The sequence below is a fragment of the Streptomyces sp. NPDC059142 genome (genome assembly GCF_042755665.1).
GTDB lineage: Bacteria > Actinomycetota > Actinomycetes > Streptomycetales > Streptomycetaceae > Streptomyces.
On record NZ_JBHZDA010000116.1, the window covers coordinates 1 to 21,413 of the forward strand.

Below are 21,413 nucleotides of genomic sequence, written 5' to 3' on the forward strand. Positions count from 1 at the left end.
TGGTGGCCGGGCGCCCCTTGCCGTTCTGCCGGTCCCAACCGGTTCCGGCCCGTCCCAACCGGTTCCGGCCCGTCCCAACCGGTTCCGGCCCGTCTCAGCCGGTGCGGCGGCTCACGGCTGGAGCCGGGAGGTCTCCCAGCCGCCGTCGACGCGCAGATAGTGCAGCCGCCCGTGCAGACGGTCCTTGCTGCCCTGCCAGAACTCCACCTGGTCGGGTGCGAGGTGGTATCCGGCGAAGGTGCCGGGGCGGGGCAGCGGCCCGCCGAGGCCGGTCAGCCGGCCGACCTCCGCGCGCAGGGTCCCGACATCGCCGAGCGGCTCGCTCTGGCGCGAGGCGGAGGTCATCACCTGTGCCTCGACCGGGCGGGCGTTCCACAGCGCGTCGGACTCGGCGTCGGGCAGCCGGGTGACCGGGCCGCTGAGCACGATCTGCTGGTTCAGCTCGCGCCAGTACAGCACGCCCGACCCCCAGCCGGTCTCGTCCAGGTCGCGCCCCTTCCGGCTGCCGGTGTGCGTGGTGAACACGAAGCCGTCGGAGGTCACCCGCCCGAGCTGGACGATCCGGTTCGAGGCGCGGCCCTTGGCGTCGGCCGTGGCCAGCGCCAGCGCGCCCGGCTCCCGTACACCGCCGTCGGCGGCGGCCGACAGCCAGGCGCGGAGGAGCGGGATCGGATCGGCCGGCGGCGCCTCGAACTCGGGCGGCAGCGGGTCGGTGGTCTGCGGAAGGGTCTCCTGCTGGGTCCCGCTCATACGCCTCTCCTCGGAGTCGTGCCGTTCGCTTCGGTTCTCACGTCAGTTCTCCAGGGCCAGACCCAGCCCGGCCAGGGCGGGCAGGGAGTGGACGCCCTCGACCACGGCCTCGATGTCGAACCAGGTCCGGTGGGTGGGGGGATAGCCGATCAGCTCGGCGGCGCTGCGGGGGTGGGGCGGGGCCGCGGCCTCCGCGGACTCCCACAGGAGCACCGCTCCCCAGCGGTCGTTCTCCCGGTCCGCTATCCACAGCTTGAGCGGCAGCCCGTGCACCCCGGCCCAGGCTTCCACGGCCTCGTCGCGGAGGAAGTCCCGCATCGAATCGATGGTCTGGTCGGACTGCTGGAGATCCCACCAGGCGATCATGGCTTTCACAGCGCGCAAACCTCCTTCAGGAACCGCGACGACGGACCGCGGAACGACGGAACGGCGGAGCAACGGAACAGGGAGCGGCGGAACAGGGGGTGACGGGCGGCGGGGCGACCCGCGCGGGAGCGGGGTACGCCGGAGCGACGGGCCCCCGCGGCGAGCGACCGGCGCACGGCCCTCAGGTGGGGATCCCTTCCCGCTTGATCTCCGGTACGGGAATGCCGAGCGCCCGCAGCTGCTCGAACGGGTTCATGAACTCGCGGTTCTGCTTGATCTTCCCGTTCTCCAGCACGAACGAGTGGAGGAAGTGGTTCTTGTAGTGCCCCGCGGGATAGCCGGGGAAAAGGATCTTTCCCTCCCCGTCGCACTCCACCCAGAACCGGTTGGGGTCCTGGGTCTCGAAGACCTCGATGTTGAACCACACCCAGTCGGGAAAGCACCGCAGCGACCACACCGCGTGTTCACCCAGCCGGTCCCGGCCCCTGATGACGATGGGCTCCCCGGTGTCGGTGGTCCACAGACCGCCGCTGCCGTCCTCGGTGAAGAGCAGATGCCTGCGCAGGCGGTCCTCTCCCGTGGTGCGCATGTACGTCTCGACCGTTTCCCGGTTGAGCCGTCGAAGTTCGCCATCGCGGTCGAATCCCTGGTCGTTCCTGACATCAGCCATGGATCAATTCCCTTCGGATAGCCACCGTGCGCCATCATGGCGTCGTCGGCTATACCCGCCGGGGCCCGGCCCATATTTTCTCTATATTCCCGGCCGTCGGCCGCGTCCACCGGCCGGTGTTCTGGCCACGGCCCCGAACACGACGAAGGCCCCACCGCCGGAGCGGTGGGGCCTTCGTCTCACATGGGAATTGTGGAGATGGCGGGAATCGAACCCGCGTCCAACGGTGCGGAACCAGGGCTTCTCCGAGTGCAGTCCGCTATGATTTTCTCGGCCCCGGAGATCACACGGACAAGTCTCCGACGGGCTCAGTCACTGTTTGATTTCCTTCTCGACCCCGTGACCGGGCCCAGAAGTTTAGTCCCCTAGCTGATGCCAGGATCCGGGTCGGGAACAGCCCCGGGCTGACACTCCGCAGAGTCTTCGCTAGCTGCTAATTAGGCAGCGAGGGCGAAGGCGGAGGAATCGCGCTTAGAAGTGGCGATTATTGTTTGCGACATATGGTTTACGAGATCATTGCCGCTTCCTCGACTCGCTTCCCCTGCTTCGACATCCGCTGTCGAAACCGATCATCCCCATGTTTATTTTTCAAACGTGCACCCTCTGTGGGGTGCACGGCCCATCGTACGTGACCAACGCGTCCGGGGGCCAGTCCATTCCCCGGCGGGGCACCGCCCGCCGCGCCCCGCGCGCCGGCCGCCCGGTCAGGCGCGCTCGCGCCGCTTGACCGCCGAGATCGCCCGGTCCGTCTCGCGCCGGTCCTGCTTCTCGCGGAGCGTCTGACGCTTGTCGTACTCCTTCTTGCCCTTCGCCAGCGCGATCTCGATCTTGGCCCGGCCGTCCTTGAAGTACAGGGCGAGCGGCACGATCGTGTGCCCCGTCTCCTGCGACTTCGACTCCAGCTTGTCGATCTCGGCCCGGTGCATCAGCAGCTTCCGCTTGCGGCGGGCGCTGTGATTGGTCCAGGTCCCCTGGGTGTACTCGGGGACGTGCACATGGTGCAGCCACGCCTCGTGCCCGTCGATCTGCACGAAGCCGTCCACCAGGGAGGCACGCCCCTGGCGCAGGGACTTCACCTCGGTGCCGGTGAGCACGAGACCGCACTCATAGGTGTCGAGAATGAGGTAGTCGTGCCGCGCCTTCTTGTTCTGCGCAATGATTTTGCGCCCTTTTTCCTTAGCCATGGTCTCCCCATTTTCGCACCCCCGCGCAACTCCTTTACGCGGCACGGACCGGGTGGGCGACGGGGCCCCGTCCCCGGGTCGCGCGGGTCCTACTCCGTACCGCCGAGTCCGCTCAGCACCGTCCTGGCCCGCTCCTGGGCGCCCTCGCCGACCTGGAGGTCGGGGGTGACGCCCTCGCCGTCCACGCCGTGGCCGGCCGGGGTGCGGTAGTGGCCCACGGTCAGCTCGGCCACCGAGCCGTCGGGGAGCTTGCTCGGCATCTGGACGGAGCCCTTGCCGAAGGTCCTGGTGCCGACCGTGACGGACCGGCCGCGGTCCTGGAGGGCGCCGGTGACCAGCTCGGCCGCGCTCATCGTGCCGCCGTCGACCACCACGACCACGGGCCGCTCGGTGTCGCCGCCGGGCTCCGCGTAGAGCGCGCGCTGCTCGCCCCGTATGTCGTACGTGGCGACGAGACCGCCGTCGAGGAAGGCGGAGGTCGCCAGGACGGCCTCGCTGACCAGTCCGCCCGCGTTGCCCCGGAGGTCGAGCAGGACACCGGCGCCCTTCGGCGCCTCCAGGACCGCGTCCCGTACCCGCTCGCCGGTGCCCTTGGTGAACGCGCCGACCTTGATCCGCAGCGCGCCGCCGTCGATCGTGTCGACCGTGACGGATTCGGTGGTGAGCCGGGCGCGGCGCAGCTGCTCGGTCCAGCGCCGGCCGTCCCGGTCCAGACCGAGGGCGACCCGGGTGCCCACGGCGCTCTCGCGGGAGGCGCCGGACGTGCCGGTCCGCTCGCCGCGGAGCAGCGCCATGACCTCGGTGACCGGGCGTTTCGCCACGCCCCGGCCGTCGATCTCCCGGATGATGTCCCCGGCGCCGATCCCTGCGGTCCCCGCGGGCCCGCCCGGCTGGACCCGGGTGACCTCGACCAGACCGCCGGCCGTCCGTCGCGCCCAGAGCCCCACGCCCGTGTACGTACCGTCGAGGGACTGCCGGAACTCCTCGTACTCCCGCTTGTCGTAGACGGCGCCCCAGCGGTCCCCGCTGCGGCTGACGACCTCCTCGGCGGCCTCGGTGGCCGAGGTGCCGTTGGCCATGGCGTCGGCGGCGGCCCGAGCGACCTCGTCCCGGTCGACCGTCGAGGAGACGGGCCTGGCCGGGTCGGACGGGGCCTCACCGCCGCTGCGCGGCAGCGAGTTCGTGGCGGCGGCCGTGGCGAGCACGGTCGCGAACACCAAGGTCAGGGCCGCCCCGCGGCGTAAACCGCGGGCACTCTGAGGCGACTCGGAACCGGACATGGCGTTGAGTCTAGGACAACGCGACCCGGCCGGACGGTGCTTGTCGCCACCACGCCAAGGGCGCTTGTCACACCCTGAGGTACTTGCGCAGCGCGATGAAAGCGGCCACGGCGGGCAGCAGCAGACCGATCGCGATCACCAGCGGAAGCTTGGCGAGCACCGCGTCCCAGCCGATGAAGTTGACCAACTGCATCTTGTCGGCGAGGGCCAGACCGTGGTCGATCAGGAAGTACCGGCCGAGGAGCAGCATCACGCAGGCGACCCCGCCGCCGATCAGCCCGGCGAACGCGGCCTCCATGATGAACGGCATCTGGATGTAGAAACTGGACGCGCCGACGAGCCGCATGATCCCGGTCTCCCGGCGCCGGCTGAACGCCGACACCCGCACGGTGTTGACGATCAGCATCAACGCGATGACCAGCATCAACGCCATCACACAGAGTGCGGCGATATTCATGCCGTTCATCAGGTCGAAGAGGTTCTGGAGGATGTTCCGCTGGTCCTGGACGGACTCCACCCCGTCCCGCCCGGCGAACGCGGTCGCGACCACCTGGTACTTCTCAGGGTCCTTCAGCTTCACCCGGAAGGATTCCGGCATCTGGTCCGGGGTGATCGTCGCGGCGATGGGCGTGTCGCCGTACCGCTCCTTGTAGTGCTTGTACGCCTCGTCCGACGTCTCGTAGTGGACGGTCTCGACGATGTTGTCCATCTTGGACAGATCGGCCTTGATCTGGTCCTTCTGCTGACCCGTGGCCGCGCCCTTGGCGCACTTGGGCGCGGTCGCCGCGTCGTTCTTGTTGCAGAGGAAGATGGAGACGTTGACCTTGTCGTACCAGTAGTCCTTCATCACGCTGACCTGCTCGCGCATGAGCAGCGCGCCGCCGAACAGGGCGAGCGAGAGGGCTACGGAGACGATGACCGCGAAGGTCATCGTGAGATTGCGACGGAGACCGACGCCGATCTCCGACAGGACGAACTGGGCGCGCATGGCGTCCTTTCAGCTTTCGGTACTCAATGCTCGGTGAGGCGGTGACGCGGGGCTCGGCGGCTCGGTTCCCGCGAGCGGGCGGAACGCCGGTGGTCAGTGCTGGTATCCGTAGACGCCACGTGCCTGGTCACGCACGAGACGGCCCTTCTCCAGCTCGATCACGCGCTTGCGCATCTGGTCGACGATGTTCTGGTCGTGGGTCGCCATCACGACAGTCGTACCGGTGCGGTTGATACGGTCCAGCAGCTTCATGATGCCGACGGACGTCTGCGGGTCGAGGTTGCCGGTGGGCTCGTCCGCGATCAGCAGCATGGGGCGGTTGACGAAGGCGCGCGCGATCGCCACGCGCTGCTGCTCACCACCGGACAGCTCGCCGGGCATCCGGTCCTCCTTGCCGCCGAGACCGACGAGGTCGAGGACCTGGGGGACGGCCTTGCGGATCTCTCCGCGCGGCTTGCCGATCACCTCTTGCGCGAACGCCACGTTCTGGGCGACGGTCTTGTTCGGCAGCAGCCGGAAGTCCTGGAAGACCGTGCCGAGTTGACGGCGCATCTGCGGCACTTTCCAGTTGGAGAGGCGCGCGAGGTCCTTGCCGAGGACGTGCACCATGCCGTGGCTGGTGCGTTCCTCGCGCAGGAGCAGTCGGAGAAAGGTCGACTTTCCGGAGCCGGAGGAGCCGACGAGGAAGACGAACTCGCCCTTCTCGATTTCGAGGGAGACATCGCGAAGGGCAGGACTGTTCTGCTTCGGATAGGTCTTGGTGACGTTGTCGAATCGGATCACGGGTGCACACCACGGTCGGCCGGGAGTAGGTGAGCGAGACCTTACGCGAACCCGACTGGCACGCGCAGTCCGCATCCGAACTCGGGCCCCTCACGGGGTCCGCGTACGGCCGTTCCCGGCGTCGACAGGGACCGGCTTGGGCGATTTATCACGGATACGGGAGCGCCGCCACCGGTAAAGGCCCGGCCGGAAACCGTCCGGCCGCGCCGAACCGGCCGGAAACTGGCACAGTGGGGGTGGGGAACGGTCGTGTTCCCCCGAGCGTTGAGCGGACAGACGCTGTATGCGGCTCCGCCGCGCGGTGAGGAGGGATGCGCATGACCTACGACCGATTGGTGTGCGCCAACTGCGCGGGACCGGTCACCGAGGGCAGATGCCGGGTGTGCCGCGCACACCGGGAGCGCCTGGAGCAGCAGGGCCCCCTGGGGGGACTCAGCCCGGTGGCGCTGCTGACCCTGGTGGTGGTGCTGCTCGCGGCGATGGCGCTGGTCGCGACGTACCAGCCGGCGTGACATCGCGCACACGCGTGCGGGACGAGTGGAAGAAGCCGGACGAGCAGGACGAAGGGCCCGGGCATCGCGCCCGGGCCCGTCTGCCGTGATCCGCGCTCCGCGCTCCGGTCTCCGCCGCGGCGGGGCGCTCACGCCGTCAGGCGGTCACGCTCCGCCACGGCCCCGCGACCGTGGAGTGAGGTCAGACGGCGGTGCGGCCACCGCCGACCAGACGCGGCAGCATCCGGAAGCCGATGCCACCCGCGATCATGGTCGCGGCACCGATGAGCAGGAACGAGGTCTCGGCGGCGCCGGTCTCCGCCAGCTCCTCCTTGGCCTCACCCTGCTGCACCGGCTTGGAGCCGGCGTTGTCGGTGGAGGTGTTGTCGGTGCACGCGGCGCCGTCGAGGTCGACGGTGCAGGTGCCGGCGCCGTTGTCGCCGCCGGTGGCGGAGCCGCCCGTGGCGGTGGAACCGCCGGTGGTGGAGCCACCGTCGGTCGAACCGCCGTCGGTCGAACCGCCCGGGGGTGAACCGGGGGTACCACCGTCGGTGGAGCCGCCGTCGGTGGAGCCGCCGTCGGTCGAACCACCGTCGGTGGTCCCGCCGTCCGTGGTCCCGCCGTCGGTCGTACCACCATCGGTGGTGCCACCGTCCGTGGTCCCGCCGTCGGTCGTGCCACCGTCCGTGGTGCCACCGTCCGTCGTGCCACCGTCGGTGGTCCCGCCGTCCGTGGTCCCGCCGTCGGTCGTACCGCCATCGGTGGTGCCACCGTCGGTCGTACCACCATCGGTCGTGCCACCGTCCGTGGTCCCGCCGTCGGTCGTGCCACCGTCCGTGGTGCCACCGTCCGTCGTGCCGCCACTGTCGACGCCACCCGGGTCGCCGCCACCGTCGGTCGTGCCGCCCGACGTGTCGTTGATACCGAGGCCGACATCGACCACGCCCGTCTCGACGGACACGCCGATACCGGCGGCCTGAGCGGCGCCCGCGATGGTCAGCGAGGCGCCCGCGGCGATTACCGCGCCGGCCGCCACACGCGCCACGCGGATCCGCGTCTTTTTGGTCATCTGTTTGCTACCCCCAGTAGCTCATTCGTCAGTGGTGCACCGTCCGGAGCCGCGGCCGCTGGGGGTCCGTGTTCGCCGCCCCCGCGTCTCACGCGCCCCGGATATACGCGTGCCACGCGCCAGAGTTCCCGTTTTTCATATACGCGTCAAGGTCGTTGCGCGTGCGATGCCCGAAATCACGGGAGTTGTCCGGCGTGCGGGGATGCAACTGTGACGTAAAAGGGAACTGCCGCCCATCGGGCGGCAGTTCCCTTGTCGACAAAGCGTGAATTTACTTGTCCTGCTGCTTGCGCCAGCGAATTCCCGCCTCCAGGAATCCGTCGATCTCCCCGTCCAGCACACCCTGCGGATTACCGACCTCGAACTCCGTCCGCAGGTCCTTGACCATCTGGTACGGGTGGAGGACGTACGAACGCATTTGGTTGCCCCAGGAGTTGCCGCCGTCGCCCTTGAGCGCGTCCATCCTGGCCTGCTCCTCCTGGCGGCGGCGTTCCAGCAGCTTCGCCTGGAGGACGTTCATCGCGCTCGCCTTGTTCTGGATCTGCGAGCGCTCGTTCTGGCAGGAGACGACGATGCCGGTCGGGATGTGCGTGATGCGGACCGCGGAGTCCGTGGTGTTGACGCCCTGACCACCCGGGCCCGAGGCGCGGTACACGTCCACGCGCAGCTCGGACTCGTCGATCTCGACATGGTCGCTGGACTCCACGACCGGCAGCACCTCGACACCCGCGAAGGACGTCTGGCGGCGGCCCTGGTTGTCGAACGGCGAGATACGGACCAGCCGGTGCGTGCCCTGCTCCACGGAGAGCGTGCCGTACGCGTACGGCGCCTTCACGACGAAGGTGGTCGACTTGATGCCGGCCTCCTCCGCGTACGACGTCTCGTAGACCTCGGTGCCGTAGCCGTGCCGCTCGGCCCAGCGCAGATACATGCGCTGAAGCTGCTCGGCGAAGTCGGCGGCGTCCACGCCACCCGCCTCGGCGCGGATGTTGACCAGCGCCTCGCGCTCGTCGTACTCGCCGGACAGGAGCGTACGGACCTCCATCTCGTCCAGCGCCTTGCGCACCGACTCCAGCTCGGCCTCGGCCTCGGCGCGCGCCTCCGCGTCGTCCTCGGACTCGGCCAGCTCGAACATCACTTCCAGGTCGTCGATCCGCCCGCGCAGCGCCTCCGTCTTGCGGACCTCGGCCTGGAGGTGCGACAGCTTGCTGGTGATCTTCTGCGCGGCCTCGGGGTCGTCCCAGAGGGACGGGACCGCCGCCTGCTCCTCGAGCACGGCGATGTCGGCCCTCAGCCTGTCCAGGTCCAGGACGGCCTCGATCGACCCCATGGTCGAGGAGAGGGACTTCAGCTCTTCGGATACATCGACGACTGCCACGGCACCAGCCTAACCCCTATTTTTTGAGGGCTCGGTTCCCCTCCGGGGCGCCTTGTGCCGCTGTCGACGGCGGGGAAAAGCCCACGGAAGAGCCGGCGGCCGGCCTCAGGGCGGGGCTAGGGCACCGGGGACGTGGTCTGCTTCGAGTCCTGGGGGGTGCCGTCCGCGGCGTCGCCGCCGGCGGCGAGCCAGCCGCCGACGCCCAGCGCGGCCACCAGCAGGACCGCCGCCGCGCCCAGCGTGATGCGGCGCTTGCGGACCGCCTCCGCCTTGTGCCGGGCGCTGCCCGGACGGCGCTGGCCCGGCGAACGGGGCGCGCGGGCCGTGCCGCGGGCGCCGCCCGCCAGTTCGTCGGGGGCCGGGACGCGCATGCTCGTATGGGTGTCCCGGTTGGAGTCCGGGGCCGCGCCCGGCACCAGCGGGACCGCGCCCCTGCGGCGCGGCTCCTCGGCGGCCGTGCCCGGTTCCTCGTGCGGCTGCTCCGTGGGTTCCGCGTCCGGTTCGTCCACGTCCAGCGGCGGGATGCCCGCCAGGAGCGGAAGCTGTTCGCGCAGCCGCGCGCCCAGTTCCGAGGCGCGCAGCCGGGACGCCGGGGCCTTCGCCAGGCACTGGACCAGGAGCTGCCACAGCTCCTCGGGGATGCCGGGCAGGGGGACGACGGTCTCGGTGACATGGCGGCGCAGTACGGCGCCGGGGTGGCCGCCGCCGAACGGGGTGAACCCGGCGAGCAGCTCGTACAGGACCGTGGCCAGGGCGTAGATGTCGACGGCCGCGCGGGGCGGCAGGCCCTCGACGATCTCGGGTGCCAGATAGTCGGGCGTGCCGATGATCTTGCTGGCCTTGGTGCGCCGGGGGGTGTCGATCAGCTTGGCGACACCGAAGTCGGTGAGCAGCGCGGGGTGCGCGCCGCCGGGGCCGAGCGGGCCCTCCATGTCGAGCAGGATGTTCTCCGGCTTGACGTCGCGGTGGACCACCCCGGCGGCGTGCGCGGCGGCGAGCCCGTCCGCGACGTCCGCGACGATGGCGACCGCCGCCTCGGGGGCGAGCCTGCGCTCGCGGTCGAGGCGGGTGCGCAGATCCGTACCCCGGATCAGATCCATCACGAGCGCGAGGTCGTTGCCGTCCACGACGAGATCGTGGACACCGACCACCCGGGGGTGGTCGAGCCCGAGCAGGGCGGTGCGCTCCTGGACGAAGCGTCCGACCAGCTCCTGGTCGGAGGCGAGGTCCTCGCGCAGCAGCTTGATGGCGACCGGGCCGTCGGGCCCCTCGCCGAGCCACACCGTGCCGGCGCTGCCCCGCCCCAGGATCTGATGGGCGGTGTACCGGCTGCCGATATTCCGTGCCAAGACTGCTCCCTCAGCGGCTGGCGTTGCCCATCAAAGTACGCGGAAGTCGGGCCGTTCCGTACGCCGGTCGCCATCAACTCCCGTACCCAGGGGGGAAATGAGGCGGTCCGAGGGGATACGTCCCCTCGGATTCACTCCCGCCCGGTCCTAGCCGCTGAACTGGGAGAACCAGTCCGTCACCGCGGAGATCCCGTCGCCGATCGCCGTCCAGTAGCTCTTGCCCTCGGCGATCCAGTCCTGGAGCGGGGTCAGCTCCCAGACGAGCCAGCCCGCGATGACGAACAGGATGATCGTGAAGAGGCAGCCCTTGAGGCAGCCGAGGCCCGGGATGTGCATGGGGTTCGCGCTGCGCTGCCGGGGCGGGCGCGGCTCGCGCGGCTGCCGGGGCTCGGGGCGCCGGGGCTCCTGCTGGGGCGGCGGCTGCGGAGGTGCGTACCGCTGCTGGGGCTGGTGCTGCTGCTGCGGGGGCGGGGCGTACCGCTGCTGCTGGTGCTGCGGCGGCGGCTGCGGCGGGCGCTGCTGCTGGTGCTGGGGCTGCTGCCGGGGGCCCTGCGGGCGCTGGGGGCGGCGGCGCAGCGGGTCCTGGCTGGGGTCGAGGTACTGGACCTGGGTCTGCTCGTTGCGGTCGCGGGCGGCCTGCAACTGGCCCTGCCAGGGGTGCGGGCCCTCGGGATCCTGCGGTACGGGCGGCATCATCGCGGTCGGGTCGGCGCCGCCGGGCCCCGCGCCGGGGCCGCCCGGCCCGGTGGACGGCAGGACGCTGGTGGCCGCCGCCGGGTCGTACGACGCGGCGTTGCTCGGCAGGACCTGGGTCGGGTCGGCGGCGCCGGGCATCCCGGGGACGGTCGCGGGCGACGGGTCGGGCGCGAGGAGCGCGGCGACCCCCAGCGCGGCGTCGACCTGGGCGGGCGTGGAGTGCACGCCGACCCCGGCGGCGACGGTCCGCAGGGCGCGGGCCAGGTTCTGGGCGCTGGGCCGCTGGTCCGGGTCCTTGCGCAGGCAGCGCTCGATGACCGTCCACAGGGGCTCGGGCACCGTGCTGGGGCGGCGGGGCTCCTCGCTGAGGTGGCGGTGGAGCACTTCGAGCGCGGTCGAGCCGGCGAACGGCGGCTGTCCCGTGACCAGCTCGTACAGCAGGATGCCCGCGCCGTAGATGTCCACGGCGGAGGTCTGCGGTCGGCCCTCGGCGGACTCCGGCGCGACATAGGCGGGCGTGCCGACGAACTCGTGCGTGCGGGTCAGTCCCGGGGAGTCGGCGAGGCGCGCGATGCCGAAGTCGGTGAGCATCGGGTGCAGCCGCTCGCCGTCGTTCCTCAGCAGGACGTTGGCGGGCTTGAGGTCGCGGTGGACGACGCCGTCGGCGTGGCTGGCGGCGAGCGCGTCCGCGATCTGGGCGGTCAGCAGCGACGCGGCGACCGGGCTGAAGGGGCCGTTCTCGCGGAGGTACCGGTGCAGGTCGGGGCCCTCGACCAGGTCCATCACCAGAGCGAGGAGATCGCCCTCGACCACCAGGTCGCGGGTGCGCACGATGTTGGGGTGGGTCAGGCGGAGCAGGACGGAGCGCTCGCGCAGGAAGCGCATCACCACGTCCGCGTCGTTCGCCAGCTCCTCCTTGAGGACCTTGATCGCGACGGTCTCGCCGGGCTGGCCCGCCACGGCCGCCTCGGCCCCCGCGGTCTCGCGCTGACGGGCTCGCCAGACGGTGCCCGTGGCGCCGCGTCCGATCGGCTCATCGAGCAGGTACTTGCTGCCTACGGGCCGCACGTCATGCGCTCCCTGCTGATCGTGGTCGTCTCGCTGGTCGTGATCATCATCGCGCGGCGGGGCCGTGCTTCCGACCCACCTTAAACCGGCCGGTGGTTTCGCAGGCCGGGGTGTGGACAACCGTCCACCGTCGCGGGCCTCCGTCCCGGTTTCCGCTTCTGATCGGATCGCGATCAGGTCGGTTCGTGTTCGATAGGAAGACGCAGGCATCGTACGGCTGGTTGCCGCGCGGTGCGGCCGAGGACATCACACCCGGTCCCAACCCGCTGCGAAGAAGCGCCCAAGCAGGCACTTTTGCGCCAACAGCCGACTATTCAAGATCACTTGTTGCCGGTACCCGGGCGTGTTGTCAGCGGCAGGTGCGAAGATGCCCTCAAGCACGTGACGTGTGGAGTGGGGGACTCACGCCGCCCCGTGCCGACCTGTACCGGACGACGCGTCCGTGCGTGGCGTGGGGGGAGATCACCGGGCTTCCCCCCGTGCCGGGCACCCCGCGCAGAAGGGACCGCTGACGGCGATGCAGATCCGGCTGACCGTCCTCGCGCCGCGAAGCGGCCATGCCGCAGGGCGCTCCTGTGACGTACTCGTCACGGCTCCGGCGGGCACGGCGCTGGCCGCCGTCGCCTCCGGCCTCGCCACGGCCGTCTCGGGCCCCGACGCGCCCGCCACCGTCACCCTCTACTCCGGCCGCGAACGGCTCGACCCGCAGCGCTGCGCCCTGGGCGAGCCGCCGCTGATCGACGGGGCGGTGCTCTCGCTCCAGGTCCCGGGCGACAGCGAGGTCCCCACGGAGGACGCGCCCGCCCAGCTCCATGTGGTCGCGGGCCCGGACGCGGGCGGGGTGCATCTGCTGCACGGCGGACAGATCAGGATCGGCCGCTCGGCCGACGCCGATGTGCCGCTGGACGACCCCGACGTCTCACGGCTGCACTGCGCGGTGACGGTCGCGGAGGACGGCGGGGTCACGGTCGCGGACCTGCACTCCACGAACGGGACGACGCTGGAGGGCGCCCGGGTGGGCGACCGCCCGGTCCGGCTGGCCCCCGGCGCGCTGCTGCGGATCGGCGAGTCGGCGCTGCGCCTCACGGGCGGGGAGCGTACGGCCGCGCTGGCGACGGCGTCGGACGGCGAGGGCCATCTGCGGATCACCCGCCCGGACAGGGACCGCACGGAGAGCGCGGAGGACACCGAAGGGGCCGGCCGGGCGGCGCCGAGGACCGGGAGCGCGGTCACGGGCTCCGTTCCGGGAGCGCTCCCGTACGGCGCGGGTCCTGGCGACCGCGCCGGTGCGGCGCCGGGCGGCGCGCCCGAGGAGTCCGGCGGGCGCTCCTCCCGGGCCCACGCCTACGACCCGGCGGCGGCCGGATCGTCCACCCGGATCCCCGGCCCGCAGTACGACCGGGCGGCCTACGACGCGGGGACGTACGACACCCACAGCGGCTCCCGTCCCGAGTACGGCGGCTCCCAGTACGGCAATCCGCCGGGCGCCCCGCGCGTGCCCGACCCGCGCAGCGCCGAGACCCACTACGGCGGCCGGTCCCCGCTCGCCGGGGCCGCCCCGCGGACCCCGTACGCCTCCCAGGACAGCGGCCACAGCAGACCGGCCGCCTCCGGCCGGGACGCGGACCCGGCGGCGCACGAGGAACCGCAGGCGCACAGCAGGACCCCGGGCTCGCGCCGCCAGGAGACCCCGCCGCGCGGTACGGAGCCGCCGGACCTGACCACCACCCGCCGGCGCGGCGGGATAGGCGCCTGGGCGCGGCGGCTCGCGGGCAGCCGCGGCGACGAGCTGCCCGGGTCCGAGCCGGGCACCGGCGGTCCCGCCACGGCCACCGGACGCGGCCTCTCCCCCGAGACCTGGCCCGATCCGGCCACGGTGCTGCTGACCGCGCTCGGCCCCGGCCCCCGGCTGTGGGAGCGGGGCGGCCGTCACGCCGAGGCGCTCGCCGTCCGGCTGGGCACGGCGGACCGCCCGTCCTCCGACGGCACCCGGCAGTTGCCGCTCGTCCCGGTCACGGTCGGGCTGCGCGAGGCCGGTTCGCTCGGGCTGGCGGGCCCCAGGGAGCGGCTGACGGGGCTGGCCCGCTGGACGGTGGCCCAGCTCGCCGCGCTGCACGCGCCCGCCGATCTGGAGATCGTGCTGATCAGCGCGGACCGGGCGCGGAGCCTGGCGGAGCGCCGACGGGACTGGAGCTGGCTCGGCTGGCTGCCGCACGTCCGGCCGGGGCACGGCCAGGACTGCCGGCTGCTGCTCGCGTACGACGGGGAGCAGGCGGCCGCGAGGACGGCGGAGCTGACGCGCCGGCTCGACGACGGCCCGCTGGGACCCGGCTGGGCCTCGGCCGACCCGTGGACGGTCACGGAGGCCGCCGCGCGCCACGACGGCCCGTACACGCTGGTGATCGTGGACGGCGACCCCGGTTCCGCCGCGCTGCGCGAGACGACGGCGCGGCTCGCGGGCGGCGGCGCCGCCGCGGGGATCCATCTGCTCTGTCTCGCCGAGACGGAGTCGGCCTCGCCGCTCTCGCCGGTCGCCGCGACCTACGAGACGGCGTGCGCCGCCTCGCTGCCCTTCCGCGACTGCGGGGCCGTCGCCCTGCTCAGCGGCGATGTGGCCACCACGCTGCGGCTGCTGCGTACGGCCGTGGGGCAGCCGGCCGGGCACGGCACGCTCGCCGTGGTGGACGCGGTCTCGCCCGCCTGGGCCGAGCGGTTCGGCCGGGCGCTGGCGCCGCTGCGCGCCGCCGTGAGCGGCCGGAGCAGGCCCGCCGCGGCGCTGCCGCGCTCGGCCAGGCTCCTGGACGAGCTGGGGCTCGCCCGCGCCACCCCGGCGTCCCTGATGGCCCGTTGGGCGTCGGCCGCCGACGGCACCCGGCAGTGCACGGCGGTCCTGGGCGCGGGACCGCGCGGTCCGGTGAGCGTCGATCTGACGGAGGAGGGCCCGCATCTGCTGATCGAGGGTCCCGCGGGCAGCGGCCGTACGGAGCTGCTGCGCTCCATCGCCGCCTCCCTGGCCGCCGCGGACCGTCCCGACCGGCTGGGGCTGCTGCTGGTCGACGGCGCCGGGGGCGAGCGCGGCGAAGGGCTCTCGGTCTGTACGGAGCTGCCGCATGTGACCGAGCATCTGGTGGCGTCGGACCCGGTCAGGATGCGGCAGTTCGCGCAGGCCCTGGGCGGTGAGCTGAAGCGCAGGGCGGAGCTGCTGGGGCGGCTGGACTTCACGGAGTGGCACAACGGCGCCCGCGACGAGCAGCGGGACCCACGGGAGCGCTACGACGCCCAGGACCGGGATCCCCGGGAGGTACGGGACCCGCGGGACGTACGGGACTCCCGGGAGGCCCAGCAGGTCACCGAGCGGCTGATCAGCCAGCGCGCCCCGAGCGCGGCCGAGCAGCGCACGGGCGAGCAGCGCTCCGGCGAGACCCTGGGCGGCGGCACGCTCAGGCTCCGCCACCAGAGCGCCGCCACGGCCCGCACCGGCCGGCCGCAGGAGCGGACCCCGGCCCACGGCCAGGCCCTGGGCCGGGAACAGACGAGGGAACAGACGAGGGAACAGACCAGGGAGCAGGCGCGGGAACAGCCACGGGAGCAGTCCCGGAGCCAGGGCCGGGCCCCCGCCCGTACCCCGGAGGCGCACTGCGCGCCGCTCCCCCGCCTCGTCGTGCTGGTCGACGACTACGACGCGCTGGTCGCGCCCTCGCTGGGCAGCCCGGGGCGGCCCTCCGCCGGTTCCGTCGTACGGGCCCTGGAGGCGGTCGCGCGGGACGGCGAGCGCCTCGGCGTCCATCTCGTGGCGGCCTCGGCCTGCCCGGAGCGCACGGTCGACACGGAGCTGGCGCAGGGCGCGCGGCTGCGCGTCGTGCTGGACACGCCCCCGGCCGAGCCCGCGCCGGACGATCCCGCGCCCGGCCGGGGCAGGCTCGGCCATCCCGACGGCCGGGTCACCCCGTTCCAGGGCGGCCGGGTCACCGGCCGTATCCCGCGCACGGCGACGCAGCGGCCGACGGTCACGGTGGTGGAGTGGGAGCGGATGGGCGATCCGCCGGCCCGCCGGCCCGTGCGTGAACTGGGCAACGGGCCGACGGACCTGGCGCTGCTCGCGAGCGCGCTGGAGCGGGCCGCCCGCTCCGTCGACGCCGTACCGCTGGCACCACTGACCCCCGCGCACCCCTGAGACGCTGGGACATCCCGAAAGATCATCAGAGCGCCCGCTTTCGCCTTCCTGCCCACGTCACGAGCCCATCACGATTGGAACGTTCACACCCGGCCCGGTATTGCGGCCCTCCGTCACGCGGCGTAGGACTGTGCCCACGGGACGAGAGCAGCGCCGCTACGTCATGCCGCGATGCCGGTCCCACGCGCGTAGATCCGTACGCATACGGGAGAGAAACGGGGCAGTGATGCGCACAACTCGCAGAGCATCCAAGGCGCTTGGCCAGGGCATGGGTACCGGTGGCGACGGCAGGACGGTCCACGGGACCCGCCGGGCCGCCGTCGCCCTCGCCGCCGTCGGCGCCCTGGCCCTCAGCGGCTGCGGTGGCGACTCCGACGACAGCGGCAAGGGCTCGGGCTCGGACGGCAGCGCGAGCAAGCCCGCCGCGGTGACGGTCGAACTCCCCAAGCTGGACGGCGAGAAGATCCAGGTCGCCGCGGTGTGGACCGGCGCCGAACAGGCCAACTTCACCAAGGTCCTGACCGAGTTCGAGAAGCGGACCGGGGCGACGGTCACCTTCGTCCCCGCCCAGGACCCGATCGTCAACTTCCTCGGCACGAAGATCGCGGGCGGCAGCCCGCCGGATGTGGCGATGCTCCCGCAGGTCGGCGCCATCCAGCAGGCCGTGGAGAAGAAGTGGGCCAAGCCCGCGGGCCCGGAGGCCAAGGCGCAGCTCGCCAAGAACTACGGCAAGGGCTGGCAGGACCTCGGCGCGGTCGACGGCGAGCAGTACGCCGTGTACTTCAAGGCCGCCAACAAGTCGCTGGTCTGGTACAACAACGCCGCCTTCGAGAACGCGGGCGCCTCCGTCCCGAAGACCTGGAAGGAGTTCCTCTCCACCGCCGAGACGGTCTCCGCGTCCGGGGTCACGCCCGTCTCGGTCGGCGGCGCGGACGGCTGGACCCTCACCGACTGGTTCGAGAACGTCTACCTCTCCCAGGCGGGCCCGGAGAAGTACGACCAGCTCGCGAAGCACGAGATCAAGTGGACCGACCCGTCCGTGAAGGACGCGCTCACCACGCTCGGCGAGCTGTTCGGCAAGCCGAACCTGATCGCGGGCGGTACGGACGGCGCGCTCCAGACGGAGTTCCCCGCCTCGGTCACGCAGACGTTCACCGGCGGTGACCAGCCCAAGGGCGCGATGGTCTTCGAAGGGGACTTCGTCGGCGTCAACATCGGGGAGACGGACGCGAAGATCGGTACGGACGCGAAGGTCTTCCCGTTCCCGGCGGTCGGCGCCGACTCGCCGGTGGTGACGGGCGGCGACGCGGCCGTGGCGCTGAAGGACACCAAGGGCGCGCAGGCGCTGCTGACCTTCCTGGCCTCCACGGACGCCGCGAAGATCTGGGCGGAGGCGGGCGGCTTCGTCTCGCCGAACAAGTCGCTGGACCTCGCCGCGTACCCGAACGACGTGCAGCGCGGCATAGCCGAGGCGCTGATCGCGGCGGGCGACGACTTCCGCTTCGACATGTCGGACCAGATGCCGCAGTCGTTCGGCGGTACGCCCGGCAAGGGCGAGTGGAAGTCCCTCCAGGACTTCCTGAAGAACCCGAAGGACGTGGCCGGGGTCCAGCAGGCGCTGGAAGCCGCCGCGGCCAAGGCGTACAAGAGCTGACGCGGTGACGACGGCGACCCCGGAGGGCGGCGCCACGCCGCCGCCCGTCCCCGCGTCCGCCCCGGCGGACCCGTCCCCCACGTCCCCCGCCCCCTCCAAGGGGCGCGGACCCAGAAGCGTCACCGGTACGCGCAAGCTCGTCGCGGCGGGCTTCCTGCTGCCCGCGCTGGTGCTGCTGGGCGCGCTCGTGGTGTACCCGATCTGTTTCTCGGTCTACCGGTCGTTCTTCGACAAGTCCGGCGCGAACTTCGCCGGATTCGACAACTATGTGGAGCTGTTCACCGACGACACCATCCTGACCGCCGTCAAGAACAACGCGATCTGGGTGGTGGTCGCCCCGACCGTCGCCACCGCGCTGGGTCTGATCTTCGCCGTACTCACCGAACGGGTGCGCTGGGGAACGGCGTTCAAGCTGATCGTCTTCATGCCGATGGCGATCTCGATGCTCGCGGCGGGCATCATCTTCCGGCTGGTGTACGAGCAGGACCCGGCCCGCGGGGTCGCCAACGCGGTCTGGGTCGGGGTCCACGACACGTTCAGCGAGTCGGCGGGGTATCCGAAGGCGCATCCGCTGCCGGTGCATCCGCTGAAGGCGGGCGGCGGCGGCTCGTTCGTCACCAAGGACCCCGTCGCGGCGGGTACGGAGGTGCTGCTCCCGCTGGTCGGTGTCGCCCCGGCGAAGATGCCCTCCGACGCGCAGCCCGCGAAGGCGGCGAAGACGGAGGACGGCCGGGTCACCGGCACGGCCTGGCTGGACTTCACCCCGGGCGGCGGCGGGAAGCCGAACGTCATCGACCCGAAGGAGCTGGGGCTCAGGAGCCTCAAGGTCGAGGCGGTCAAGGACGGCAAGGTCGTGGCCTCCGCGACCGCGGGCGCCGACGGGACGTTCAGCCTGCCGGCCGCGGCCGACGGGGCCCAGCTCCGGCTCCCCGCGGCCAACTTCAAGGAGCCGTACAACGGCGTGGAGTGGCTCGGGCCCACCCTGGTCACCCCGGCGATCATCGGCAGCTATCTGTGGATGTGGGCCGGGTTCGCGATGGTGCTGATCGCGGCGGGGCTGGCGAGCGTGCCCCGTGAACTCATGGAAGCGGCCCGGGTGGACGGCGCGACCGAATGGCAGGTCTTCCGCCGGATCACCGTCCCGCTGCTGGCCCCGGTCCTCGCGGTCGTCATGGTGACGCTGATGATCAATGTGCTGAAGATCTTCGACCTGGTCTTCATCATCCCACCGGGCTCGTCCCAGGCCGACGCGAACGTGCTGGCGCTCCAGCTCTACCGCTCGTCGTTCGGCACGGACGCGGATCTCGGGGTCGGCAGCGCCATCGCCGTACTGCTGCTCCTGCTGGTGATCCCGGTGATGCTCTTCAACGTACGGCGCATGCGAAGGGAGACGCGACGATGACCACGACGACGGCGTCGGACGCGGACCCCGGTCCCGAACCGGGCTCCGGCCCGGCGCGCACGGCGGCGGACGCGGCGCCCACGGATCCGGCGAAGGCGTCCCTGGGCAGCCGGATCGCGGCGCGTGCGGGCGGCGGGGCGGCCCGGGTCTTCCTGGTCCTGGTCGGCCTGTTCTGGCTGATGCCGACGATCGGCCTGTTCATCTCCTCGCTGCGCGACTCGGCGGACATCAACGCGAGCGGCTGGTGGAAGGTGTTCACCGCGCCCGCGCAGCTCACCGCCGAGAACTACACGCGGCTCCTCGACAACGACATCATCACCAACTCGCTCTTCTCCACCATCATGATCACGGTCCCCTCGACGCTCCTGGTCGTGGTGATCGGCTCGTTCGCCGGGTACGCCTTCGCCTGGATGGACTTCCCCGGCCGCGACTGGTGGTTCCTGGCGGTCGTGGGGCTGCTGGTGGTCCCGGTGCAGGTCGCGCTCGTCCCGGTCGCCAAGCTGTTCGGCGCCATCGGTATCTTCGAGACGACCTTCGGCGTGATCCTCTTCCATGTCGCCTTCGGTCTGCCCTTCGCGATCTTCCTGCTGCGCAACTTCTTCGCGGAGATCCCCAGGGAGCTGCTGGAGGCGGCGCGGCTCGACGGCGCGGGCGAGATAAGGCTGTTCGCCCGGGTCGTGATGCCGCTCGGCGGGCCGGCGATCGCCTCGCTCGGCATCTTCCAGTTCCTCTGGGTCTGGAACGACATGCTGGTGGCGCTGATCTTCGCGGACTCGAAGAACCCGCCGATCACGGTCGCGCTCCAGCAGCAGGTACGGCAGTTCGGGAACAACATCGACGTCCTGGCTCCCGGGGCGTTCGTCTCGATGGTGATCCCGCTGGCCGTGTTCTTCGCGTTCCAGCGGCAGTTCGTGCAGGGCGTGATGGCGGGAGCCGTCAAGTAGCGGCGCGCTGAACGCGGTTGACGTACGGGTGGGCCGGTCGGTGTCCTGAGGACACCGACCGGCCCTCTCCCTTTCCCCAACACCTACCGGATTGAGGCCGGATACGCCGCCCGTCCCCCGAATGCCACGGCCCGCGTAACCCGTTGGGCGGAGCGCGCGTTGCCGGGCCATGCCCCGGTTCAGCGTCATCGTCCCCGCGCACCAGGTCCAGGCGTATCTGACGCAGTGCCTGGAGTCCGTGCTGAGCCAGGACCACGACGACCTCGAACTCATCGCGGTGGACGACGGATCGGCCGACGCCTGCCCCGCGCTCATCGCGGAGTCCGCCGCGCGCGACCCCCGGGTCATCGCCGTCCTGCTCCCCGTACCCGCGGGCCCGGGACCGGCCCGCAACGCCGGGCTCGCCCGCGCCACCGGGGAGTACGTGCTCTTCCTCGACGGCGCCGACACCCTCGTCCCCGGTGCGCTCGGCCGGATCGGGGAACGGCTCCGGGAGACCGGGGGCCCCGACATCCTCGTCCACGACTACGTCCGTACCTACGACCGGACCGGCGAGACCGTGCGGGCCGCCTTCGCCGCGCCGCTCGCCCGGCGGGGCCCCGCCGCACTCGAACTGGCCGACCGGCCGGGGCTGCTGACGTATCTGATGAGCGCGGCGAACAAGGTGTACCGCAGGGAGTTCGTCGTACGCGAAGGGCTCGCCTTCCCTCCCGGGTGCCACGCCGACCTCGCCTGGACCTGTCCCGCGCTGATGACCGCCGGGACGATCGCCACGCTGGACCGGGTCTGCGTACGGCTGCGCCACCGGTACGAAGCGGCGGAGCCGGCCGGGCCGCCGGACGTCTTCGCCGCGTACGAGCGCGTCTTCGCCTTCGTCGACGAGCGGCCCGCGCTCGCGCGCTGGCGTCCGGTGCTGCACCGGCGGATGCTCGACCATCTGGCGGCGCTGGCCGGGCTGGTACCGACCGCGACGCCCCGGCGACCGCCGCCCGGCGCACCCCGGCCCGACACGCCCCGGCCCGACACGCCCCGGCCCGGCGGGCCGCTGCCGCGCCGGACCCGCGCCGCGTTCTTGCGCGGGGGGCGCGCCCCCCACCGCCGCGACCCCCCCCCGCGCGCCCGCCCCCCCCCGCGCGGGGGGCGGGGGCCGGGCCCGCCCCCGCCCCC

17 protein-coding genes and 1 other RNA gene are annotated in these 21,413 nt (G+C 72.1%); 6 read left to right on the top strand and 12 right to left on the bottom strand.

Features of this window, described 5'->3' with window-relative positions; genetic code table 11:
- Positions 1 to 111: 111 nt before the first annotated feature.
- The 8 genes from phzG to ftsE form a co-directional block, all read right to left on the bottom strand.
- The gene (phzG, locus tag ACFXPK_RS29070; RefSeq protein WP_385006785.1) at positions 112 to 750 is read right to left on the bottom strand and encodes a phenazine biosynthesis FMN-dependent oxidase PhzG; all 639 of its coding nucleotides are present in this window, start codon (positions 748 to 750) and stop codon (positions 112 to 114) included.
- Positions 751 to 792: 42 nt separating this feature from the next.
- Positions 793 to 1,116: a hypothetical protein gene (locus tag ACFXPK_RS29075; RefSeq protein ID WP_385006787.1), complete on the bottom strand. Its 324-nt coding sequence runs from the start codon at positions 1,114 to 1,116 to the stop codon at positions 793 to 795.
- A gap of 181 nt (positions 1,117 to 1,297) precedes the next feature.
- Complete coding sequence (locus tag ACFXPK_RS29080; RefSeq protein ID WP_385006783.1) at positions 1,298 to 1,786, bottom strand: PhzA/PhzB family protein; 489 nt, start codon at positions 1,784 to 1,786, stop codon at positions 1,298 to 1,300.
- 190 nt (positions 1,787 to 1,976) lie between these two features.
- Positions 1,977 to 2,363, bottom strand: a transfer-messenger RNA (tmRNA) gene (gene ssrA, locus ACFXPK_RS29085).
- Between the two features lie 127 nt (positions 2,364 to 2,490).
- On the bottom strand, positions 2,491 to 2,970 hold the full coding sequence (gene smpB / locus ACFXPK_RS29090) for an SsrA-binding protein SmpB (protein WP_385006781.1): 480 nt from the start codon (positions 2,968 to 2,970) through the stop codon (positions 2,491 to 2,493).
- An 89-nt stretch (positions 2,971 to 3,059) separates the two neighbouring features.
- Positions 3,060 to 4,250 carry a S41 family peptidase gene (locus tag ACFXPK_RS29095; RefSeq protein WP_385006779.1) on the bottom strand — a complete coding sequence of 397 codons (1,191 nt, stop codon included), beginning with the start codon at positions 4,248 to 4,250 and terminating at the stop codon, positions 3,060 to 3,062.
- A gap of 67 nt (positions 4,251 to 4,317) precedes the next feature.
- A complete protein-coding gene (gene ftsX, locus ACFXPK_RS29100) occupies positions 4,318 to 5,238 on the bottom strand; it encodes a permease-like cell division protein FtsX (RefSeq protein WP_385080059.1) in 921 nt (306 codons plus the stop codon).
- Positions 5,239 to 5,331: 93 nt separating this feature from the next.
- Positions 5,332 to 6,021 (bottom strand): cell division ATP-binding protein FtsE, encoded by a 690-nt coding sequence (ftsE, locus tag ACFXPK_RS29105; protein ID WP_384834494.1) that lies wholly within the window; start codon positions 6,019 to 6,021, stop codon positions 5,332 to 5,334.
- Between the two features lie 317 nt (positions 6,022 to 6,338).
- Here ftsE and ACFXPK_RS29110 point away from each other — a divergent pair, with 317 nt between their 5' ends.
- Positions 6,339 to 6,533: a hypothetical protein gene (locus ACFXPK_RS29110; RefSeq protein ID WP_385006774.1), complete on the top strand. Its 195-nt coding sequence runs from the start codon at positions 6,339 to 6,341 to the stop codon at positions 6,531 to 6,533.
- Between the two features lie 181 nt (positions 6,534 to 6,714).
- On the opposite strand, the gene ACFXPK_RS29115 is transcribed toward ACFXPK_RS29110, so the two are convergent.
- The 4 genes from ACFXPK_RS29115 to ACFXPK_RS29130 all read right to left on the bottom strand — a co-directional run bounded on the left by ACFXPK_RS29115 (position 6,715) and on the right by ACFXPK_RS29130 (position 12,072).
- Complete coding sequence (locus ACFXPK_RS29115; protein ID WP_385080061.1) at positions 6,715 to 7,581, bottom strand: hypothetical protein; 867 nt, start codon at positions 7,579 to 7,581, stop codon at positions 6,715 to 6,717.
- Between the two features lie 271 nt (positions 7,582 to 7,852).
- Positions 7,853 to 8,959 (bottom strand): peptide chain release factor 2, encoded by a 1,107-nt coding sequence (gene prfB / locus ACFXPK_RS29120; RefSeq protein ID WP_385005178.1) that lies wholly within the window; start codon positions 8,957 to 8,959, stop codon positions 7,853 to 7,855.
- A 116-nt stretch (positions 8,960 to 9,075) separates the two neighbouring features.
- On the bottom strand, positions 9,076 to 10,308 hold the full coding sequence (locus tag ACFXPK_RS29125; protein ID WP_385005180.1) for a serine/threonine-protein kinase: 1,233 nt from the start codon (positions 10,306 to 10,308) through the stop codon (positions 9,076 to 9,078).
- Between the two features lie 147 nt (positions 10,309 to 10,455).
- Positions 10,456 to 12,072 carry a serine/threonine-protein kinase gene (locus ACFXPK_RS29130; protein WP_385080062.1) on the bottom strand — a complete coding sequence of 539 codons (1,617 nt, stop codon included), beginning with the start codon at positions 12,070 to 12,072 and terminating at the stop codon, positions 10,456 to 10,458.
- Positions 12,073 to 12,589: 517 nt separating this feature from the next.
- Here ACFXPK_RS29130 and ACFXPK_RS29135 point away from each other — a divergent pair.
- The 5 genes from ACFXPK_RS29135 to ACFXPK_RS29155 form a co-directional block, all read left to right on the top strand.
- Positions 12,590 to 16,246 carry an FHA domain-containing protein gene (locus ACFXPK_RS29135; RefSeq protein ID WP_385080064.1) on the top strand — a complete coding sequence of 1,219 codons (3,657 nt, stop codon included), beginning with the start codon at positions 12,590 to 12,592 and terminating at the stop codon, positions 16,244 to 16,246.
- A gap of 268 nt (positions 16,247 to 16,514) precedes the next feature.
- Positions 16,515 to 17,900, top strand: a complete 1,386-nt coding sequence (locus tag ACFXPK_RS29140; RefSeq protein ID WP_385005185.1) for an ABC transporter substrate-binding protein — start codon at positions 16,515 to 16,517, stop codon at positions 17,898 to 17,900.
- A 4-nt stretch (positions 17,901 to 17,904) separates the two neighbouring features.
- Positions 17,905 to 19,302 carry a carbohydrate ABC transporter permease gene (locus tag ACFXPK_RS29145; RefSeq protein WP_385080066.1) on the top strand — a complete coding sequence of 466 codons (1,398 nt, stop codon included), beginning with the start codon at positions 17,905 to 17,907 and terminating at the stop codon, positions 19,300 to 19,302.
- Positions 19,299 to 20,246: a carbohydrate ABC transporter permease gene (locus tag ACFXPK_RS29150; protein ID WP_385007949.1), complete on the top strand. Its 948-nt coding sequence runs from the start codon at positions 19,299 to 19,301 to the stop codon at positions 20,244 to 20,246. Before ACFXPK_RS29145 ends, ACFXPK_RS29150 begins: the two co-directional genes overlap by 4 nt.
- 169 nt (positions 20,247 to 20,415) lie before the next feature.
- A partial coding sequence (locus ACFXPK_RS29155; protein WP_385080068.1) for a glycosyltransferase family 2 protein occupies positions 20,416 to 21,413 on the top strand: 998 nt, incomplete at its 3' end.